At 28.9% G+C, this 19,268-nt stretch carries 20 protein-coding genes; 5 read left to right on the top strand and 15 right to left on the bottom strand.

All coding sequences use genetic code 11. From position 1 onward, the window contains the following. Positions 1-249: 249 nt before the first annotated feature. The 12 genes from JJC01_05275 to JJC01_05220 all read right to left on the bottom strand — a co-directional run bounded on the left by JJC01_05275 (position 250) and on the right by JJC01_05220 (position 11,164). Positions 250-2,139 (bottom strand): cell wall-binding protein Cwp8, encoded by a 1,890-nt coding sequence (locus tag JJC01_05275; GenBank protein ID UDN59274.1) that lies wholly within the window; start codon positions 2,137-2,139, stop codon positions 250-252. 312 nt (positions 2,140-2,451) lie between these two features. Next, a complete protein-coding gene (gene scfA / locus JJC01_05270) occupies positions 2,452-2,595 on the bottom strand; it encodes a six-cysteine ranthipeptide SCIFF (GenBank protein UDN59273.1) in 144 nt (47 codons plus the stop codon). A gap of 65 nt (positions 2,596-2,660) precedes the next feature. Further along, entirely contained in the window at positions 2,661-3,023 is a 363-nt protein-coding gene (locus JJC01_05265; protein ID UDN59272.1) for a TIGR04086 family membrane protein, read from the bottom strand. 57 nt (positions 3,024-3,080) lie between these two features. After that, complete coding sequence (yajC, locus tag JJC01_05260) at positions 3,081-3,374, bottom strand: preprotein translocase subunit YajC (protein UDN59271.1); 294 nt, start codon at positions 3,372-3,374, stop codon at positions 3,081-3,083. A gap of 133 nt (positions 3,375-3,507) precedes the next feature. Further along, on the bottom strand, positions 3,508-4,629 hold the full coding sequence (gene tgt / locus JJC01_05255) for a tRNA guanosine(34) transglycosylase Tgt (protein ID UDN59270.1): 1,122 nt from the start codon (positions 4,627-4,629) through the stop codon (positions 3,508-3,510). Between the two features lie 77 nt (positions 4,630-4,706). Further along, positions 4,707-5,192, bottom strand: a complete 486-nt coding sequence (locus JJC01_05250) for a hypothetical protein (GenBank protein UDN59269.1) — start codon at positions 5,190-5,192, stop codon at positions 4,707-4,709. Between the two features lie 11 nt (positions 5,193-5,203). After that, on the bottom strand, positions 5,204-6,229 hold the full coding sequence (gene queA, locus JJC01_05245; GenBank protein UDN59268.1) for a tRNA preQ1(34) S-adenosylmethionine ribosyltransferase-isomerase QueA: 1,026 nt from the start codon (positions 6,227-6,229) through the stop codon (positions 5,204-5,206). Between the two features lie 316 nt (positions 6,230-6,545). Beyond that, positions 6,546-7,565: a Holliday junction branch migration DNA helicase RuvB gene (gene ruvB, locus JJC01_05240; protein UDN59267.1), complete on the bottom strand. Its 1,020-nt coding sequence runs from the start codon at positions 7,563-7,565 to the stop codon at positions 6,546-6,548. A 72-nt stretch (positions 7,566-7,637) separates the two neighbouring features. Further along, on the bottom strand, positions 7,638-8,240 hold the full coding sequence (gene ruvA / locus JJC01_05235; protein UDN59266.1) for a Holliday junction branch migration protein RuvA: 603 nt from the start codon (positions 8,238-8,240) through the stop codon (positions 7,638-7,640). After that, positions 8,233-8,742, bottom strand: a complete 510-nt coding sequence (gene ruvC, locus JJC01_05230; protein ID UDN59265.1) for a crossover junction endodeoxyribonuclease RuvC — start codon at positions 8,740-8,742, stop codon at positions 8,233-8,235. Before ruvC ends, ruvA begins: the two co-directional genes overlap by 8 nt. 129 nt (positions 8,743-8,871) lie before the next feature. Continuing rightward, positions 8,872-10,122 (bottom strand): transposase, encoded by a 1,251-nt coding sequence (locus JJC01_05225; GenBank protein UDN59264.1) that lies wholly within the window; start codon positions 10,120-10,122, stop codon positions 8,872-8,874. A 412-nt stretch (positions 10,123-10,534) separates the two neighbouring features. Continuing rightward, positions 10,535-11,164 carry a hypothetical protein gene (locus JJC01_05220; protein ID UDN59263.1) on the bottom strand — a complete coding sequence of 210 codons (630 nt, stop codon included), beginning with the start codon at positions 11,162-11,164 and terminating at the stop codon, positions 10,535-10,537. A 202-nt stretch (positions 11,165-11,366) separates the two neighbouring features. Between JJC01_05220 and JJC01_05215 the strand changes: the two genes are divergently transcribed. Together JJC01_05215 and JJC01_05210 are read left to right on the top strand one after the other, a co-directional pair. Then, a complete protein-coding gene (locus tag JJC01_05215; protein UDN59262.1) occupies positions 11,367-11,690 on the top strand; it encodes a DUF1540 domain-containing protein in 324 nt (107 codons plus the stop codon). Positions 11,691-11,974: 284 nt separating this feature from the next. Continuing rightward, on the top strand, positions 11,975-12,829 hold the full coding sequence (locus tag JJC01_05210; GenBank protein UDN59261.1) for a hypothetical protein: 855 nt from the start codon (positions 11,975-11,977) through the stop codon (positions 12,827-12,829). Positions 12,830-12,968: 139 nt separating this feature from the next. On the opposite strand, the gene JJC01_05205 is transcribed toward JJC01_05210, so the two are convergent. The 3 genes from JJC01_05205 to garR all read right to left on the bottom strand — a co-directional run bounded on the left by JJC01_05205 (position 12,969) and on the right by garR (position 16,899). Then, complete coding sequence (locus JJC01_05205; protein ID UDN59260.1) at positions 12,969-14,405, bottom strand: hydroxyacid dehydrogenase; 1,437 nt, start codon at positions 14,403-14,405, stop codon at positions 12,969-12,971. A 58-nt stretch (positions 14,406-14,463) separates the two neighbouring features. Beyond that, a complete protein-coding gene (locus JJC01_05200; protein ID UDN59259.1) occupies positions 14,464-15,846 on the bottom strand; it encodes a GntP family permease in 1,383 nt (460 codons plus the stop codon). Between the two features lie 147 nt (positions 15,847-15,993). Continuing rightward, positions 15,994-16,899 (bottom strand): 2-hydroxy-3-oxopropionate reductase, encoded by a 906-nt coding sequence (gene garR, locus JJC01_05195; GenBank protein UDN59258.1) that lies wholly within the window; start codon positions 16,897-16,899, stop codon positions 15,994-15,996. 402 nt (positions 16,900-17,301) lie between these two features. Between garR and JJC01_05190 the strand changes: the two genes are divergently transcribed. The 3 genes from JJC01_05190 (at position 17,302) to JJC01_05180 (ending at position 19,194) form a co-directional block, all read left to right on the top strand. Then, entirely contained in the window at positions 17,302-17,973 is a 672-nt protein-coding gene (locus JJC01_05190) for a GntR family transcriptional regulator (protein UDN59257.1), read from the top strand. A 100-nt stretch (positions 17,974-18,073) separates the two neighbouring features. Beyond that, complete coding sequence (locus JJC01_05185) at positions 18,074-18,622, top strand: hypothetical protein (GenBank protein UDN59256.1); 549 nt, start codon at positions 18,074-18,076, stop codon at positions 18,620-18,622. 263 nt (positions 18,623-18,885) lie between these two features. Then, complete coding sequence (locus tag JJC01_05180) at positions 18,886-19,194, top strand: hypothetical protein (GenBank protein ID UDN59255.1); 309 nt, start codon at positions 18,886-18,888, stop codon at positions 19,192-19,194. Positions 19,195-19,268 lie beyond the last annotated feature (74 nt).

The raw sequence follows: 19,268 nt of genomic DNA, 5'->3' as shown, positions 1-19,268 counted from the left end.
ATAATTTTTTTATAATATGAATTTTACAGTATTATAATCAAAAAATAAAAAAATAAGATATCTCAAATTAAATCTAAATGAGATACCTTATTGTTATTCTTTACTGTTATTCTTTTCATTTCATTATTTGTATATATTTTATATTGTAGACATCATATATTATCTAAGCATCTTGTATAAATGTACATTATAGACATTCTATATTATCTAAACAAACTTATAGTATCAATTTTTATATACTATTAGTTCTTATTTAAATAAGTTTATTTTTTCTGCTATTTTCTCAATAGCATTTTTAGCTATTCCTTCACCTATTTGTACTAACTTAGTTGCATTTTTAAGTCTTAACTCAACTACTTCTTCCTGTGACTTAGAAAGTTCTTCTGTAGTTAATACTATTGGTGCTTTTGAACTAGCTGCAAGTGGTGCTGCTGTAAGTGCATCAACTAATTGTCCATTTCCACCTACATAACCGTCTTTTGCAACATATGCTTTAGTTGCTCCTGCATAGTACTTGTTGATTACTTTAGCATTAGTATCTTTTCTGTTTTCTCCAGCTAGTCTTTCAACTTTGTTGTTTAAATCTATTTCCACTAATTTATCTTCAACTTCTTTTGATACAGAATTCTCTCCACCAACAATTTCTAATTCTTTTCCTTTTAATAATTTTTCAGCACTTGCATCTAACTCGTTACCTGTAACTATTATTGGAGCTCCAAATTGAGCAGCTCTAGCAGATATACTCATAGCATCTGCTTCTCCATTTCCACCTACTACAAATGCAGTTTTAAATGTATCTTTTAATTGTTTTGCTATTTCTAAAGAAGTTTCAAATCTATCATCTCCAGAAACTCTCTCAACTTTACTTACACCCAATTTAGAAAGTTTTTCTTCAGTTTCTTTTGATATTTTAGATTCTCCACCTACTATATATATTTTCTTAGAAGATAAGTTACTTCCAAGTACTCTTAATATCTCAGCTTCTATTTCTGATGGTAATGAATCTTTTTTAGATAATAGTATTGGTGCATTTTTTTGAGATGCAAGTGGTGCTGATGCTAATCCATCAACTATAGCATCTTCTCCAACTAAAATTATTGAATCTGCTTCTCCATCTTTGAATCTTTCCTTACTAACTTCTACTGCTGTTGTAAATCTTGAATCTCCAGATAAAACTTCTACTTTTAATTCTTTTCCGTCTTTTACATCAGTTAGTACTTTGTGTAAATCTCTAACTAATTTATGGTTTTTACTTGATACACTTATTGTTTCTGGCTTTTCATTTGTCTTACTTAAAACCATATCAAAGCTTGACTTTTCTGGCTTATCTTTGTCATCACTATTTTCTTGTTCTTGAGTAAGTATTGCTTCATTCTCAAATGTTAAAGTATATCCATTTTTAACTTTATTAACTATTTCTCTACCTAATGTAGTTAATCTAACTCCATCAAATAAATCTTCTGCTGATATGTCTTGTAAATCTGCATTTTTAACTGTTATTGTATGTAATTCTTTTGATTCTATATCGCTGTAACGCTTTTCATAGCCTTCAAAAGTACCTTCTTCTGATGTTACTGGTTTTGCAAAGTCTAAATGTTGGTCTCCTACATTTACTGTAATTGTATTTTTTGAATCTTTTGCTCTTTTTACTTCAACTGTACTAGTAGACTTTATAGTTGCTGTTAACTTGCTATCAGAATCTTCTGCTAAAGTTGCATTGAAAGCATTAACTGCATCTACTATTTCTTGAGCTGTTTTGTAGTTTTCAATTTTATAGTCAACTACTTTTCCACCTATAGTTTGATGGCCTTTATCTTGTATAGTAACTTTTAAACTTTGTCCTTCTACTAATGAGTTTATCTTGTTTTGTAATTGAGTTGCATTAGTTAAGTTTACATTATCTACTTTTATATCATAAACTCTATCATTTACATTTGCTCCTGCTTTTGTCTCTTCAAACTTAATCTCTAATGCTTTTCTAACCTCTTCGATTAGTTTAGTAGAATCTTTTGCACTTACTGTGTAATTTTTATCAACATTTTCTGACACAGTGTTGTCTGCGAATATTGGTGCTGCTGCACTCATAACTGTAGCTCCTGCCATTACTATTGCCATACTTCTCTTTTTGTTACTTAACATATTTATGTCCTCCGAATATTGTATTTAATTTTTTATATTCGTATTTCCCACATATAGATAATATTATATATAATATTATTTATCAATACATTTTATAAGTTTACATAATTTACTAATGCATATATTAGAAATATAAGAATAAAAAGTTAGATTTTGAATATATAAAAAATTAAACACTAACAAGTCAAACCTTATTTTTTATAAACATATTAAACATTTTATATGGAGACAAAAAATAAAAAAGGATACCTCATTAATGATAAAAGAACCATTTTGAGATACCCTCTTACAAACAACTAAATCAATAATTTTCTATCTTTCACACTCTTGATTTGCAACTGTACAAGAAGTTTTACAAGCTGATTGACAAGAAGTTTGACACTCTCCACATCCACCTTTTGCAGCACTTTGCTTTAAAGTAGCTTGAGATAAAGTTTTTACATGTTTATTTTCCATTTTCAACGCCTCCATTTCTAATTGTTTCCTATTGATTATATCACAAAACCACTTTAATATAAACTCTATTTAAAATTGACACCTAATACTCCTCCAATACCTCCTGCTGCTGATATAAGCAATAACTTATAAATCATTCCTACTTCAAATATGAAGCTCTCTTGTGCTAAAAACACAGTCAAAAAAATACACACTATGTACAAAAGTCCAACTAAAAGTCCATACATAAGTCCCTTTTCTTGCATGTGTTTTGAAGTGTAAAAACCGCCTATAGCTGCAGAAATAGTAGTTATAAATGATGCAACCATAGTTATATTATCTCCACCGATATCTGTAAATGTCAAAAATAAGTTATACACTAATAAAACAGCCAAAGTTATTATATATGCATATCCCAAACCTTTAAAAATATAATTAGATTTTCCCATAAAAAAACCTCCTCTCAAATTAATATATATTCGAGAAAAGGCTTTTAAATTACTATTTTACTGTTCTTCTATTTCTTCTTTTCTAGATTGAACTGTCCCTATAGCCCATTTTTCAAATGGAACTTTAGTTCTGTTTGGTCCTAATTCTAATATTACAACATCATCTTCAACTTTAGCTACATTAGCTACTATTCCACCTATTGTAATGACTTTGTCTCCTACACCTAGGCTACTTCTCATTTCTTTCAATTGTTTGTCTTTTTTCTTTTGAGGTCTAATCATTAGGAAATAAAAGATTGCAATTACTACTACCCATAGACCTATACTCATCATTATTTGTTGCTGTGGCATTAATTTTTCACTCCTTTGTAAATTATACTCTTTTGCAAATCGTAATAAATGTTTATACAACAATTTACTTTCTTTAGCTTTGAGTACTATTGAATATTATATATTAAAATGATTATAATTAATAGTGCAAAACCTATATTTCATATCCATATTTTGCAAAAAATTCATTTCTAAAATCAAGTAATCTATCTTCCATTATTGCTTGTCTTATTTGTTTCATTAAATTTAGTAAAAAGTGAAGATTATGAGTAGTTATCAATCTTGCACCCAGTATTTCATTTGCTTTTACAAGATGTCTTATATAGGCTCTTGAATAATTTTTACAAGCATAACAATCACATTCAGGGTCAAGTGGAGTAAAGTCTTCAGCATAAGTTGCATTTCTAACTACTACTTTACCTTGACTAGTCATTGCAGTTCCATTTCTAGCTATACGAGTAGGTAAAACACAGTCAAACATATCTACTCCTCTTATAACACCTTCCACTAAATCATCTGGACTACCAACTCCCATTAAGTATCTTGGTTTGTCCTTTGGCATAAATGGAGTTGTGTGTTCTAGTACATCGTACATAAGTGGCTTTGGTTCTCCAACACTAAGTCCACCAATCGCATATCCAGGTAAATCAATGCTTGTTATTTCTTTCGCTGATTGCTCTCTTAAATCTTTATACATTCCACCTTGTATTATACCAAATAAAGCTTGCTTGTCTGTATTATTATGGGCATCTTTACATCTTTTTAACCATCTTGTTGTTCTTTCTAATGAATTCTTTACATACTCTCTATCTGCTGGGTATGGCGCACACTCATCAAATGCCATCATTATGTCTGAACCTAACGCATTTTGTATTTCCATAGCTTTTTCTGGAGTTAAAAAATGTTTTGAACCGTCTAGGTGTGACCTAAATTCTACACCTTCTTCTTTTATCTTTCTCAAAGGCCCTAAGCTAAATACTTGAAATCCTCCACTATCTGTAAGTATTGGCTTATCCCAGTTCATAAACTCATGAAGTCCACCAGCTTTTTTTATAAGTTCATGTCCTGGTCTCATATATAGATGATAAGTGTTACTAAGTATTATTTGTGAGCCAATCTCTTTTAATTCTTCTGGTGTCATAGACTTTACTGTTGCTTGAGTCCCAACAGGCATAAATATTGGTGTTTCTATAATCCCATGTGGCGTGTGTAATCTTCCAAGCCTTGCACCACTTTGTTTACAAGTTTTTATCAGTTCGTATCTTACTGCGTACATAAATATCTCCTTAATAATTTTTATTTCTAGTTATTCATAACATATATTTTCACTAATCTAAATATCTAATATATTTTCTAAATAGATTTATCTTTATCTTCTTTACTTTGTTGTTCTTTGATTGCTTCTTCATCATGAATACTCGTTATATTAAGAGCACTCTTGTCTTTTGTTACTAAAAACTTTTTTATAGCAAATAGTCCTGCAATAGCTATAACTCCAATTAAAACATCTATCATTCCTTCATTTTTAGGAAGCAATAACATTTTTCTAGCTATAGCATATAGTAGTGCCTCAATAAATGCTCCTGGTATATGAAGTGATAGCATTACTACAAGCTCAACACCTATCACCAAAAGTAATATTTGTGCTAAGAAATCATTAAGCTGACTGTATTGTACTGGGTTTTGAAAATCAACTATATATGCTCCCCACATAAGTCTTAATACATCTATTGTACCTAAAAATACTGCTATTAAAACTACTACTGCTAATACACGTTCAAAGATAAAAGCAATCTTTAATATAGGGTTATTCTTTTTTTGTTTTTGTAAGCTATGCATCTATTCCCTCCCTACTTTATAATCATAGCATCTCCAAAACTGAAGAATCTATATCTTTCTTTTACTGCCTCATTATATGCATTTAAAACATTTTCTTTTCCACAGATAGCACTTACTAACATGATTAAGGTAGACTCTGGTAAATGGAAATTAGTTATAAGTCTATCCAAAACCTTAAATTTATAACTTGGATATATAAATATATCTGTCCATCCACTAGTTTCTTTCATCTTGCCATTTTCATCACAAGCTGATTCTATAGTCCTACAACTAGTAGTTCCAACACATACTACATTGTTCCCATCTTTTTTTGCTTTATTTATTTTGTCAGCTGCCTCTTGACTAACCATATAATACTCTGAATGCATCTTATGATTTAAAACATCATCCACTTTTACTGGCCTAAAAGTACCTAAACCAACGTGTAAAGTTATAAATGCTATATCTACACCTTTTTCTTTTATTTCATTTAATAATTCTTCTGTAAAGTGTAAACCTGCTGTAGGTGCCGCTGCTGAGCCATTATGTTTTGAGTAAACAGTTTGGTATCTTTCTTTTTCCTCTAATCTAGCAGTTATATATGGAGGAAGTGGCATATTTCCAAGCTCATCTAAAATCTCTTCGAAAATTCCATCATAATGAAACTTTATAATTCTTGAACCTTCATCTGATAAATCTACAACTTCTCCAATTAATTTCCCATTTCCAAAGGAAAACTTAGTTCCCACTTTTGCTCTTTTACCTGGCTTTACTAAAGCTTGCCAAGTATCTTCCTCTGTTCTTTTTAATAATAAAAATTCAATTTTTCCACCAGTCTCAAGTTTTTCCCCTATTAATCTAGCAGGTATAACTCTAGTATTATTTAAAACTAAACAATCTCCTGGATTTAAATATTCTATTATATCTCTAAATACTTTATGCTCAATTTCTCCTGTTTCTTTATCTAATACCATCAATCTTGAACTAGCTCTATCTTCTATAGGAACTTGAGCTATAAGTTCCTGTGGTAAATCAAATTTAAAATCACTTGTTTTCAATGTCAAACTTCCTCTCTTAAAATTTCTCTAGCTACAATAATATCAAAAAAACAACTTATTTTCTACAATATTACCATAATCTATCAATAAATCCCTATTTTTAACATACAGCATATCCACAATATATAGATATTTTTCCACGTTATACACGTCTTATCCACAATATATAGATACAGTACACACATTTTTCCTTGTATTTATCCACAGTATCTACAGATATAATTACCATTTTGTGGATATGTTTGAATTTTTGCCCATTTTAGAAATATTTTAATTTAATGATTATTTTTTTAATTGATACCTCTTTCTTCTATTCTTATCTATCGCTAGGATAAGGTATTTTTAGATGTTCATAGGCTAATGGCATGGCTACTCTACCTCTAGGCCCTCTATTTATAAACCCTAGTTGAAGTAAATACGGCTCATACACATCTTCTATTGTATTTCTATCTTCACCAATTGAAGCTGCTAACGTATCAAGACCTACAGGACCACCCCTAAATTTTTCTATTATAGTTATAAGAAGCTTTTCATCCACAAAATCAAGACCTAAATTATCAACTCCTAAAAGTTCAAGAGCATCCTTCGCAACTTCATCAGTTATCCTTCCATCAGCCCTAACCTGTGCAAAATCTCTAACTCTTTTTAGCAATCTATTTGCTATTCTTGGAGTTCCTCTTGAGCGTTTTGCAAGCTCTAAAGCTCCTTGAGATTGTATTTCTGCATCTAAAATATTTGATGACCTAAGCACTATTTTTGAAAGTTCATCAACTGTATAATAATCTAATTTACAAATAACACCAAATCTATCTCTAAGTGGATTTGTAAGCATACCAGCTCTTGTAGTAGCTCCAATAAGTGTAAACTTAGGAAGGTCAAGCCTTATACTTCTCGCAGATGGTCCTTTTCCTATTATTATATCTAAACAAAAATCTTCCATTGCTGGATACAATACTTCTTCAACACTCCTATTGATTCTATGTATCTCATCTATAAATAAAACATCATTTTCATTCAAATTTGTAAGTATAGCTGCTAAGTCTCCGGCTCTTTCTATTGCAGGTCCTGATGTAATCCTCAAATTTACTCCCATCTCATTAGCTATTATACTTGCTAGTGTAGTTTTTCCAAGCCCTGGTGGTCCATATAAAAGTACATGGTCTAACTGCTCATTTCTTGATTTTGCTGCCTCTATAAATATACTAAGTTGCTCTTTGGATTTTTCTTGACCCAAATAATCTTCTAGTGTTTTTGGTCTTAAACTATTTTCTATATCTATATCTTCCACCTTCATAGTAGAAGTTATTATCCTATTTTCATCTTCAAAATCTTGCATTTATACCCCTCCTTCCGTAATTTTGCAAATCTACTTTATTTTAAATATTATTTTACATTCACAAATTAAATGCTACTTCATAGATTTACTCATTATATATGTAAGTGCTTTTTTTATAATGTCTTCTGTATTCATACCATCTTTTTTACATTTTTGAACTGCCTCTTTTGATTCTGCTAAGGTATACCCCAAAGCTACAAGTGCATCTATAGATTCATCTTGAGATATGAAAGTAGGTTTTTGTGATAATAATGTTGGTTCAAAGTCTATATTATTTTTATCTACTTTATCTTTAAGTTCTAAGACGATTCTCTCTGCTGTCTTTTTACCAACGCCTGGAGCTTTAGATAGTTTCCCAACATCTTCGCTTAAAATATAAGCTCCTAGTTGCGCTGGTGATGCAAATGATAGTATTGAAAGCCCCACCTTAGGTCCTATTTTTGATACAGATGTAAGCAATTCAAACATCTTTAATTCTTCCCTGCTTGCAAAACCGCAAAGACTCATATCATCTTCTCTTACTATTAGTTTAGTATATATTTTTGCAGTATTCCCTATTTGCAAATTCATTATTGTATTGGATGACACATTTATCTTATATCCTATATCATTGTTTTCAACAACTATACTGTCTATATAAATTTCTTCTACTGTACCTTTTATATAACTATACATACTTCCCACCTATATTCTTTAAAGTTTTTTCAAGTTTATTTGAATGAGCATGGCAAATAGCCACAGCTAGAGCATCTGCAACATCATCTGGCTTTGGAACTTTTTTTAAACTTAAAAATGAGGTTACCATCTGTTGAACTTGTGCTTTGTCTGCTCTACCATATCCAACTACACCTTGTTTTACTTGAAGCGGAGTGTATTCATATATTGGTTTACCATTATGTGCACAAGCAAGCATAGTAACCCCTCTAGCCTGTGCTACTGTTATAGCAGTCTTTACATTCTTGTTAAAGAATAGTTCCTCCATTCCAACTTCATCTATATTGTAATTCTTTACTATTGTATCAATTCCTTTATATACAAGTTCTAACCTCTTAGAGATATCCATATGCGCAGGTGTTGTCACTGCCCCATAATCTATTACTTTAAATTTACTATTTTTATATTCAATTATACCATATCCAACTATGGCTATACCTGGGTCAATCCCCAATATCATCATTTTAAAAAAATCCTCCTAAAAATAAAAGAAATACCAAAATGTATTTCTCATAAAAACTTATGTTCTAAATTATTATACCCTGAACCTCCCACGACTAAAATCGCAGAGTTCGATTACGTTCAAAATAACCTAAGCTACTTTGATACGTACAGGCGTGTCCAGTTCGCCCCTACTGTATAGTCCATCTAAGGACACAACATTACTTTTTCTCAAAATATTTAATGCACCATTAACATCAGCATTTAAAATCATTCCTTTTTTAGTTTGATACAATCCTCTTTTAATTCTTTTTCCAGAGAACTCATACTCCTTTGGATTATCGTCATTATAAGCTGGTATAATATCTTTATCAAAAAAGCTAGCTTTGGAAGTATAACTTTCTTCTTGTTTTAAAAAAGTAATTCCATATAGTTTACATAGATATTCTAATTTATCACGTAATTTACCAAAAGGAATATGTACAAATGTTTGATTATTAACTTTCCCTATATTACTTCTGTATTGAAAAGTTTCATTATACCCACAAACTAAAATACCAATATCATTTTTTAAACAATAATTAATAATAATACGAGCTGTTTTAGCCATATAATCATTTACTTTATTGTTTCGATTGCGAGTATTCGATTTTTGTCGATTGGTATTTCGTTTTACATAACCCTGTAAATCTTTAATACTTTGAAGTCGTGCATTTTGTTTATTATACCATTGATTTATTGATTTTAAACGCTTTCCATCAACAATAAAACTTTCACCAGTAGAAGTAATACAAGTTGCTAAATTATTAATTCCAAAATCAATTGCTAGTACTTTGTTTTTATTTAATTTTCTTTGTTCTTCTTTCACTTCGTAAGTGTATTGAATTTCAAAGAACCTAGCTTTTGCTTTTGGTATAATACGAATTTCCTTAATTTTCTTATCTTTAAGAATTGGCGGAATCGTTATTATAACTTTTTTATGTTCTTTTCCAAATTGACGTGAATATGGAATTATTAATTGATTATTATTTAATCGAACAAAACCAATGACAAGTGTAGTAAATCCATCTTTTGGAAGATAATGTGGTAATTTTATATCTTTGAAAGAATATTTACCTTTTTTCACTAATTTAAGTAGTCCAAAAAAAGACTTAAATGAACTATCTACTTCCTTCAAAATTTGTTGAGCCATATTGGAATTTAAGTTTTTGTAATTAGGACTATCTTTCAGAAGAACATAATTCTTTTCATAATTTAGATATTCGCCTTCTTGGAAGTAATATTGCCTAATATTATAGATTGCTTCATTAGCTAAATTTTTAGCTATACGAGAAAGCTCTTTAATATTCTTATAATCTTCCTTTGAAAGATGTTTTACCTGCTGTTTTACAGTTAAATACATGATATATATCACTTCGCTTTCTAAGATGATTATAACATATCTTTACTGTAAAGCCAATGTTTTGGTAAAAAACAATGACAGTAGAGAAAATTTAACCTGTAGCTAAATTCTACATTAATCGTATTAGAGGTTGTCGTTCACATAAGCTTTAGGGGTTTCCAGCAATTCAAGTGGTATATTGGATAGATTGTTTACTATCTCTATGTACAAACTTCTCTATACGCTTACTATTTCCCTAATTCATCTCATGACTAAAGTCACGAGTATTCTTAGAGATTTAATAAAATCAAATAAAAAAGTTATATCAAAGCGAACTTCTCACTCCAATATAACTTTTATATTTAGTACAAATAAATTATTGTATTTTAATAGGCATTAAATATGTTTTGAATCTTAATATCAATTTGAAATATTAACTTGCAAAATCTTCTAATCTTGAATAGGCCTCTTCCTCTGTATCCATAACTACACCTTTTTTAAGTTCATCTTGAACAGTCTTAGGAAGTGAATCTACTCTTATTTTAGTTTTTTCTACTAATGTTTTATTTCCACTATCATCATATTTATACAATGCTATATTTCCATTATCATTTTCAATTGTATATTTACCTTTTATAGTAGTGTTCATTGCTTGTACATCTTTATTATCACTGTTTTTAGATTCTACTAAGATGATTTCATTTTTATCCATACTCTTTATTGTTTTAGTTGGATATTCTTGCTTAAAATATGATACTATTTCTGATTTTGTCTTATCTAATAATGACTCTGGAACTACTCCAGCCATTGTAAGTACTCTCTTATAGTTAGTTTCATTCTCACCTTCGCTTTGAAGCCAAACTTCACAGTTTTTATTTAATCCAAAAGCTTCTTTTGATTCTTCATTCATATTCGCACTAGCACTTACAACTTTACCAGTTTGAACTCCATTATTTTTTAACTTTGTTCCTATATAAACTCCACTACTTAATACAAATACTCCTACTAGTACTAATGCAGATATTTTCCAAGGAAATAATTCTTTTTTCTTCTTTTCAAACATTGATTACGCCTCCTTTTTCTATTATTTTCTCCAAGCTGTAAGTTTTTATACAATTTAGGTAAATTTTAGAAGAAAATATATCTGTATTTCAAATTAATCTAAAAATAGATATCTTCTAAAAGGAAGTTTTCTCTTAAATGTTATATTCTTGCAATTATATGGACATAATTTATAATAAATAATAGTTTAGGAGGTAATAACTTTGGAAAGAATCAATTGTAATGTAACTAACTGCTCACATAATAACAGCCATATATGTTATGCAGATAAAATTTTTATAAATGGTGAACAAGCTCATAATGATAGACATACTTGCTGTAGTTCGTTTTTAGATGAATCTATTTATAGTAATCTATCTAATAATGTTAACAATAGAAATTGTGAAGAATTAGTTTGTAGTGTCAAGACTTGTAAGTATAATAAAGATGGTAGCTTATGTAATCTTGATAATATAGTAGTAGCTCCTGAAACTGATAGAGTAAATCTTTACACTGAAACATGTTGTTCTAGTTTTAAATGTAAATAAACAAAATATAAATAATATAGGGTGTCAAAGGTAATCAAAACAATATACTGTAGAGTATCTACAGATATTGATTTGATTATACTTGACACCCTTATTTATTTTAAATAAAATCTCATTATTATAGTTTTGCATATAATATTATAATTGCAATTAAATTTGATAAATTTCTATAAATTGGTATAATCAATATGTAAATTAAATTTAAAGTAATATAGTTAATTGTGAAAGAAAATACCAGATATATAGTATTATATAATGTTATATTAACTAGAAATGAGGTGCTTATGAGTACATTTTATATCCAATTTCTTTATTTTGTAATTTATAGTTTTATAGGGTGGTGTTGTGAGACTACATATTGTTCTGTTTTACAAAAACAATTTGTAAATAGAGGTTTTTTAAATGGGCCATTTTGTCCTATATATGGATTTGGAGCACTAGCAATAGTAGCTACATTAACTCCTTTTGTTCATAATATTCCCTTATTATTTGTGTTTAGTATAATTATCACCAGCATAATGGAGTATTTTACAAGTTTTGTATTAGAAAAAATATTTAATATGAAGTGGTGGGATTATTCCAATCACAAGTTCAACATTCATGGAAGAGTGTGCCTAGAAAATTCACTTATGTTTGGTGTGTTGTCATTAATTGTAATGCTGATAATACATCCTATTGTAGTTGATTTCATAGATTATATTCCTAAAAATATACTATTTATTCTTGGTATATCCATAGAAATTTATTTTGTTTTAGATTTAATAATTACAGTACACACAATTTTACAATTAAATGGTAAATTAAAACAAATCAATCTTATAATTAAGGAATTAAAAGATAAAAAGGAATACTACAAAATTATTACACAAGAAACTATTGAGAATAAACTTGAGACTTTGGTTGAAAATAGACTTGAGACTTTAGAGGATAGATTTGAAATATTAAAAGAAAGAGAAAATTATCGTTATGCTAAAAATAGAATTGAAGAACTTAAAAACAAGCTTAATACTCTACTATCTAGTCACAAATTACTTCATAGACGTATTATTAAGGCGTTCCCTAATATAAGCTCTAATAAGCATAAAGATATTTTAAATAAAATCAAAGAAGATATTAAATCAATCAAAAAAAATAAATAATCTAAATTATATGCCATATTATAATATAAATATTTATAAATACAAATAAGGTTTAGAATATTATTGATAATATTCTAAACCTTATTTAATATATTCTAAAACTTACTATTGACTTATCCTTATTTTTAAATCAAATCTTCTAGCCCATTAATACTTCAACAGCTTCTCTAAGTGTACTAACTTCTCCAACATTGCCAGGGAAAATTATATATGGCATATTAGGAAATTTACTTTCTTCTCCTGTCATCCATACTGGTATACCAGGTTTTATTTGACCCATTACAGTAGCCTTTTTTACTTTTAGTGCCTTAGTTCCAACATCACTAGATGTAATTCCGCCTTTTGCTATAATAAAATTTGGTCTTACATTAAGCATACCAACTATACTAGTTACAGCATCCGAAATTTCTACAGAAACCATAAGTTGTTTATCTTTATCATTCGTATCTAAATCAAAACGCTCACGTCTAGTATACACAGCAACAGTCTTTCCATTAGTTATTTTCTCTTCTACAACTTGTATAACTCTTTTTACTTCATTTTTTAATCCATCTTCTCTCAAAACTAAATGTTGATTAAACTCTATAAATTCTATAGGATGTTTACAATTTTTAAGTTCTTCTAGTTGTTGAGTAGTTTTATTTACATGTGAACCAACAAGTATAATACCTCCATTAGTATTATCTTTTGATACTAATTCCTCTTTAGTAAGTAATTCCTTATCACTTACACCTCCAAGTATCTTTGTTATAGCAGCAGCGCTTCTAAATATAAATTCTTTGCCACTGTTTACTGCACGTATAAACGCAATTGTAAATACCTTTACATCTACATAATCTATTGCATTTACAATGATTTTGTTGAAATTCTTTGCCATTTTAAGCTTTTCTGTTATCCTATCAATATTTAAACTTCTAAGTTCCTCTAATGAAACGTATATCATATCACTAGATTTATATTCTCCATTTGTTTTTTCTTCACACCATTCTCCTATATCAGAAGATTTATATCCAAAAGATTTATCTTTTGCAAATTCAGTCATTCCCGCTGGTACAAGCATTTCTCCTTCTTTTACATAATGCACATTGTCTATCGTAAATCTTCCACCTTCTTTGAAAAATGGCATTATTATTTCACCATCAAATATTTTCCCTGATAATTTTTCCACCTCATTTTTCAACAGATTAGTTTCAAGAGGATAATGCCCCCTCATTGTTGAATCACTTCGGCTTATAATAATAAAATCCTTATTAACTTTTTGAGAAATATCCACAATATTTTTTGAAATTTTCTTATGCACTTCTGTTGTTTGAGAAACTGTAAATCCCCTTGAGTTAGTAAGTATAAAAAACATACTATTTTCTTCATCAAAACCTTGTTCTATGCTATTCTTATCCCAATCAGTATATACAGAAACATCATGAACTGTTTGTACTCCAGTTGGGTCATCATCTAATACAATAATTTTTCTATTTAAATTTTTAAGTTCATTTACAAGTAATTTATTTAATTTATCTTCATCTACGTTCTTAAAAGTATCGAGTATATCTATGTTAATTGAATTGACTTCTCTCACTAAAAATCCCCCTTTATGCAATTTATTACAGTATACATATGTTTAATATTTATATTTTTTATAAGCCTGGAAGTGGTATAATACCATTTATAACACTAAGTAATAAAACCATTGCAAATGCTGTAATACCAGCTATTGTACCTCCTATTGTCCATGAATTTAAAGTATCTTTAACTGACAATCCACTAAATCTTGAAAGTACCCAGAATCCAGAATCGTTTGGAAGAGAAAAACCAACACCACCAGCACATATAGCAAGCCCTACTAAAACTGGTGACATCCCAGTTGCTAAAATTGTCGGTCCTAAAATTGATGAGGTAGTCACTAGTGCTACAGTAGCAGAACCCTGAGAAATTCTAAGTAATGCACTTAATAAGAATCCAAGTACTACAACTGATATACTAAGTCCAGACATAGTGTCAACTAAGAAGTTTCCTATTCCACTAGCATTTATAACACTACCAAATGCTCCCCCTGAACCTGTTATTAATAGTATCAATCCTGCTGAATCGGCAGCTTCAATAACAACATCTCCCATAGGTTTACTTATGTACTTCTTTAAAAATACTATTGCTACCAATATTCCAAGTAATATTGCTATATTCTTATCGCCTATAAAAGCAAGTATTCCACTCATTTTAGAACCTTTTTCTAAAAACATACTAAATACATTTGATACAAGTATAAGAAGTATTGGGAATAATAAAGAAAACATAGAAACTCCAAAACCAGGGACTTTATTAGAGTTATCATCTTCAAGTTCAATACTCTCTTTTTCTTGTTCTAAATTTTTTTCTCTATTATTTTCGTCAATTGCATAAGCTGGATATTTTTCAAAACGTTTTCCATAAATCCATCCTCCTGCAAGAGCTGCTGGAAATGCAACAATTATAGAATAAAGTATAAAACTACCTACATTTGCATTTACATTTGCTGCAACAGCTAAAGGCCCTGGTGTTGGTATTACAAGTGCATGACCTACTATTGTACCAACGCCTAATGCACATACAAAAACCATAAGAGACTTCTTAGTTACTCTCGAAACATATTTAACTATAGGCATCATTATAACAAATGCAGCATCCATAAACACTGGAATTGAAATTAAAAATCCTGCTGTAGTTATAGCTAACGCACTATTTTTTTCTCCAGTTCTAGCCAACAATCCCTTTGCAATAGATTCTGTTGCTCTTGATTCTGAAAGTATATTTCCAAATATTATTCCAAGTCCAATTACAATACCAATACTACCTAATGTATTTCCAAATCCAGTTGATATTGTAGTTGAAATTTCATTTATAGGCATTTTAACCATAAATCCTGTAATTATTGATGTTATAAGTAATGCCAAAAATGGGTTTACTTTAAACTTGATAATTGACACAAGCAAAATTCCTATAGATATAATAAATGCTATCAAAAGTCCATATCCTGTAATCATAATCTTTTCCCCTTTATAATTTACTTTATTATCTCTTGACCTTATTTTTTCTTTTATTATGATACTGTAACTCTATTGTCTCTGTATAATATAATCTAAATCTAATTTTAATAATACATATCTACTATATCATCAATATCTTTGCCATTAGTTATTGTGTTTTTTTATTTCAACACCTGCTAATTTTTCAAAATATTGAGCTATTCCACCATGGTCATCTTCTAAGTGTCCATGTACTTTTAATGTTTGCATAATTTCTAATAGCTGACTTGTCATAGGTAGTGGCACATCCAAATTATGTGCTGTCTGCATTACATTTTTTATATCTTTTAGATTGATAGATATTTTCCCACCTGGTTTAAAATCACGATTCATAATCATTGGTATTTTTGCATCCAATATTGTACTGCCAGCTAAACCTCCCCTTATCGCTTTGTACACTTTTTCTGGGTCTGCTCCTGCTTTGGCTGCAAGTACAAATGCTTCAGATACTGCTGCTATTGTAAGATTAACTATTACTTGATTTGTAAGTTTTGTAACACTTCCACTACCATTATCTCCAATTAAGATAGCTGAGCTTCCCATTATATTAAAGAATGGCTCTACTTTTTTATATACCTCTTCTTTACCACCAGCCATAAAAGCAAGTGTTCCATCAATTGCTTTTGGTTCACCCCCACTTACTGGCGAATCTATAAATTCTAAGTTCATTTGCTTTAATTTTTCTGCACATAACATAGATTCTGTAGGTGTAACTGAACTCATATCTACAATTATACTTCCCTCTTTTAAAGTATTTGTTAAACCATTAGCTCCAAATAATATATCTTGAACAATAGCTCCATTTGGAAGTATTGTAAATACAATCTCACACTCTTCACCTATTTCTGAAAGACTTGCATATTTTGCACCATACGATACAAGCTCATCTACAGCACATTTATTAATGTCATATACTAAAAGATTACATCCATCTTTTAGTAAGTTTTTGGCCATTGGTTTTCCCATTATTCCTAATCCGATAAATCCTAATTTCATTATATACCCCTCCATATTTTCATATTTTTGAAAACGTTTTTTATGATTTAAAGTATACTACACACCAGTATACCGGTCAATATAAAATATAAAAGTATTTATTTTAACAATAAAACACGATTTTTAGATTTATATAATAGATTTCATCTATAATCATTATATTTAACGCATACTATTTATATTAAATAAACCACACTATTTTTATATTATATTTAATCATACTTTATATTAATTATTTTTCTTTATATCAACTATTTTTATCAATAATTAAGTATCATTCAACTAAACCTTTATTTATATCGTCATATCAACCAATATATAATTTAAATTTCAAAGGATTGACCTTAATTTTACTATGTTGTATTCTTAACATTATATAAGTTTTTGTATTTTTACATTGTTTAGGAGGGGTAAAATATGGCTACATTTAAAAGATTACAAGAACAAGCATATGACTATTTAAAAGAATTAATACTATCTGGTGAAATAATAGAAAATGAAATATATTCTGAAACAAAGCTTGCAAGTGAAATAGGAATCTCAAGAACTCCTATAAGAGATGCTCTTCAAAGACTCAGTCAAGATGGTTTTATAGATATCATTCCAAGTAAGGGTTTCAAAATTCATCAAATCACAGCCAATGAAATTGTAGAGATATTTCAAATACGTTCTGCAATAGAAGGATTTTGTACTTTTTTGATTACGAGCCAATACAAAGAGCCTAGAGCAATTCAAACTATAGATAAATTAAAGTATCTTTTAGATAAACAAAAAGAGATTGTATCAAGTGACAAGAATTTAAACACATTTGCAGAATATGATACTTTATTTCACACAACAATCGTCTCATATGCTCAAAATACTGAATTTGATAAGATGTTCAACAGCTATATGTACAGAATAAAAAAATTAGCTCTTGATTCATTATCACATGAGGGAAGACTAGAAACAACATTAAAAGAGCATACAGATATTTTTAATAATATATCTAATGGATGTACTGAAGATATTTACAAAACAACACTTATTCATATGGAGACTCCTAAATACATCAATTTAGAAGATTTTTGTAATAATAAATTATTTTAATAATCTATTTACATTTACTAAAATGTTATTTATCTCAAATCAATTTCTTATTTATAAAAAATACTCTATAATTATAATGTAACTACTATTATTTTAAGGAGTGATTTTTTTGAACAAAGATACTGTAACTAATGAAACTATTGACAAAGATTATGCTATTGAAGAAGTTCGTATGGCTTGTAAACATTTTGGTGATTTATATTTTTATTTTACCAAAGTATTAGTTGAGGAATTTGGAAATGAAAAAACTGCTGAAATATTAAAAAAAGTTTTGTTTGAAAGATCAGAAGAAAGAGCTATTTCTATGAGAGAAAGAGCCAATGAAAATGGAGATGAATTGATTGCTGACAATATTGCTAGTATAACTGATGTTCCATTTTTAGGTTGGGTTCCTGAATTTGAAGAGTTACACTGTCCTTATGGAGCTTCCTGGCTTTCACGCTTTGAAGAAAATCCTTGGTTTAAGCAGTTTGCATCCCTTTATTGTGATGTTACTGATACCACTGTTGCTGAGGTATTTACAGGAGATACATCACATAAAATAACAAAAAATATTCTATGGGGTGATAAAGTTTGTGAGAGAATATATTTTCATGATGATAATATATCTCAAGGTAAATATACTTACGGAACTAGAAACTGCAAGTAAATAATTTAATTTTTCTATATTTTTATACTATATTTTGTACTTTTTCATATAAATATTATAACTAGTCTTTTATTTTACTTTTGTTTAACTTAAAGATAATTTACTTTTAACTTCTATGAATTAACATATAAGTAATAAAAAATTTATCTTTATAAAATTATAGCCTTTAGGTCTATAATTTACATAATATTTATACTCTTTATAAAATTTTTTAGAAGCTTCTATTGTTATACTATAAAACTATCTTGAGAAAGGCTGATTAAATGTTTAATAAAATATATGAAAAAAAAGAATTTATAGTTTTTCAAGTTAAAAAAGGTTATGTAGTTTATAATACTAGAAAGAATTTTGAAGAAGGTCATACACACTTAAAACATTTTGAAGCAGCAAAGACAGCTATTGACTTAGCTATAAACAAAAAAATTCCTCGAAGTAAAGACGGATATTATCTAACTAGTTTAATTCGCATAAGTGATGATTGTTATTACATTGATAAGTTAAGTGAGTTATTATATGTCAGAGAACAAAAAGGTAAAAAAGAAAAATACTGCAATTCTAGCTATCAGATATAACAAGATTAATTGTCAAATATAAATATTTTTAAGCTTAAATATAAAGAGTATCAGTAAGTTTATTAAAAAATAAC

Source organism: Clostridioides sp. ES-S-0010-02 (assembly GCA_020641055.1).
Classification (GTDB): domain Bacteria; phylum Bacillota; class Clostridia; order Peptostreptococcales; family Peptostreptococcaceae; genus Clostridioides.
Note: the sequence above shows the minus strand (reverse complement) of the source record. Positions and strands in the feature narration are given on the sequence as shown.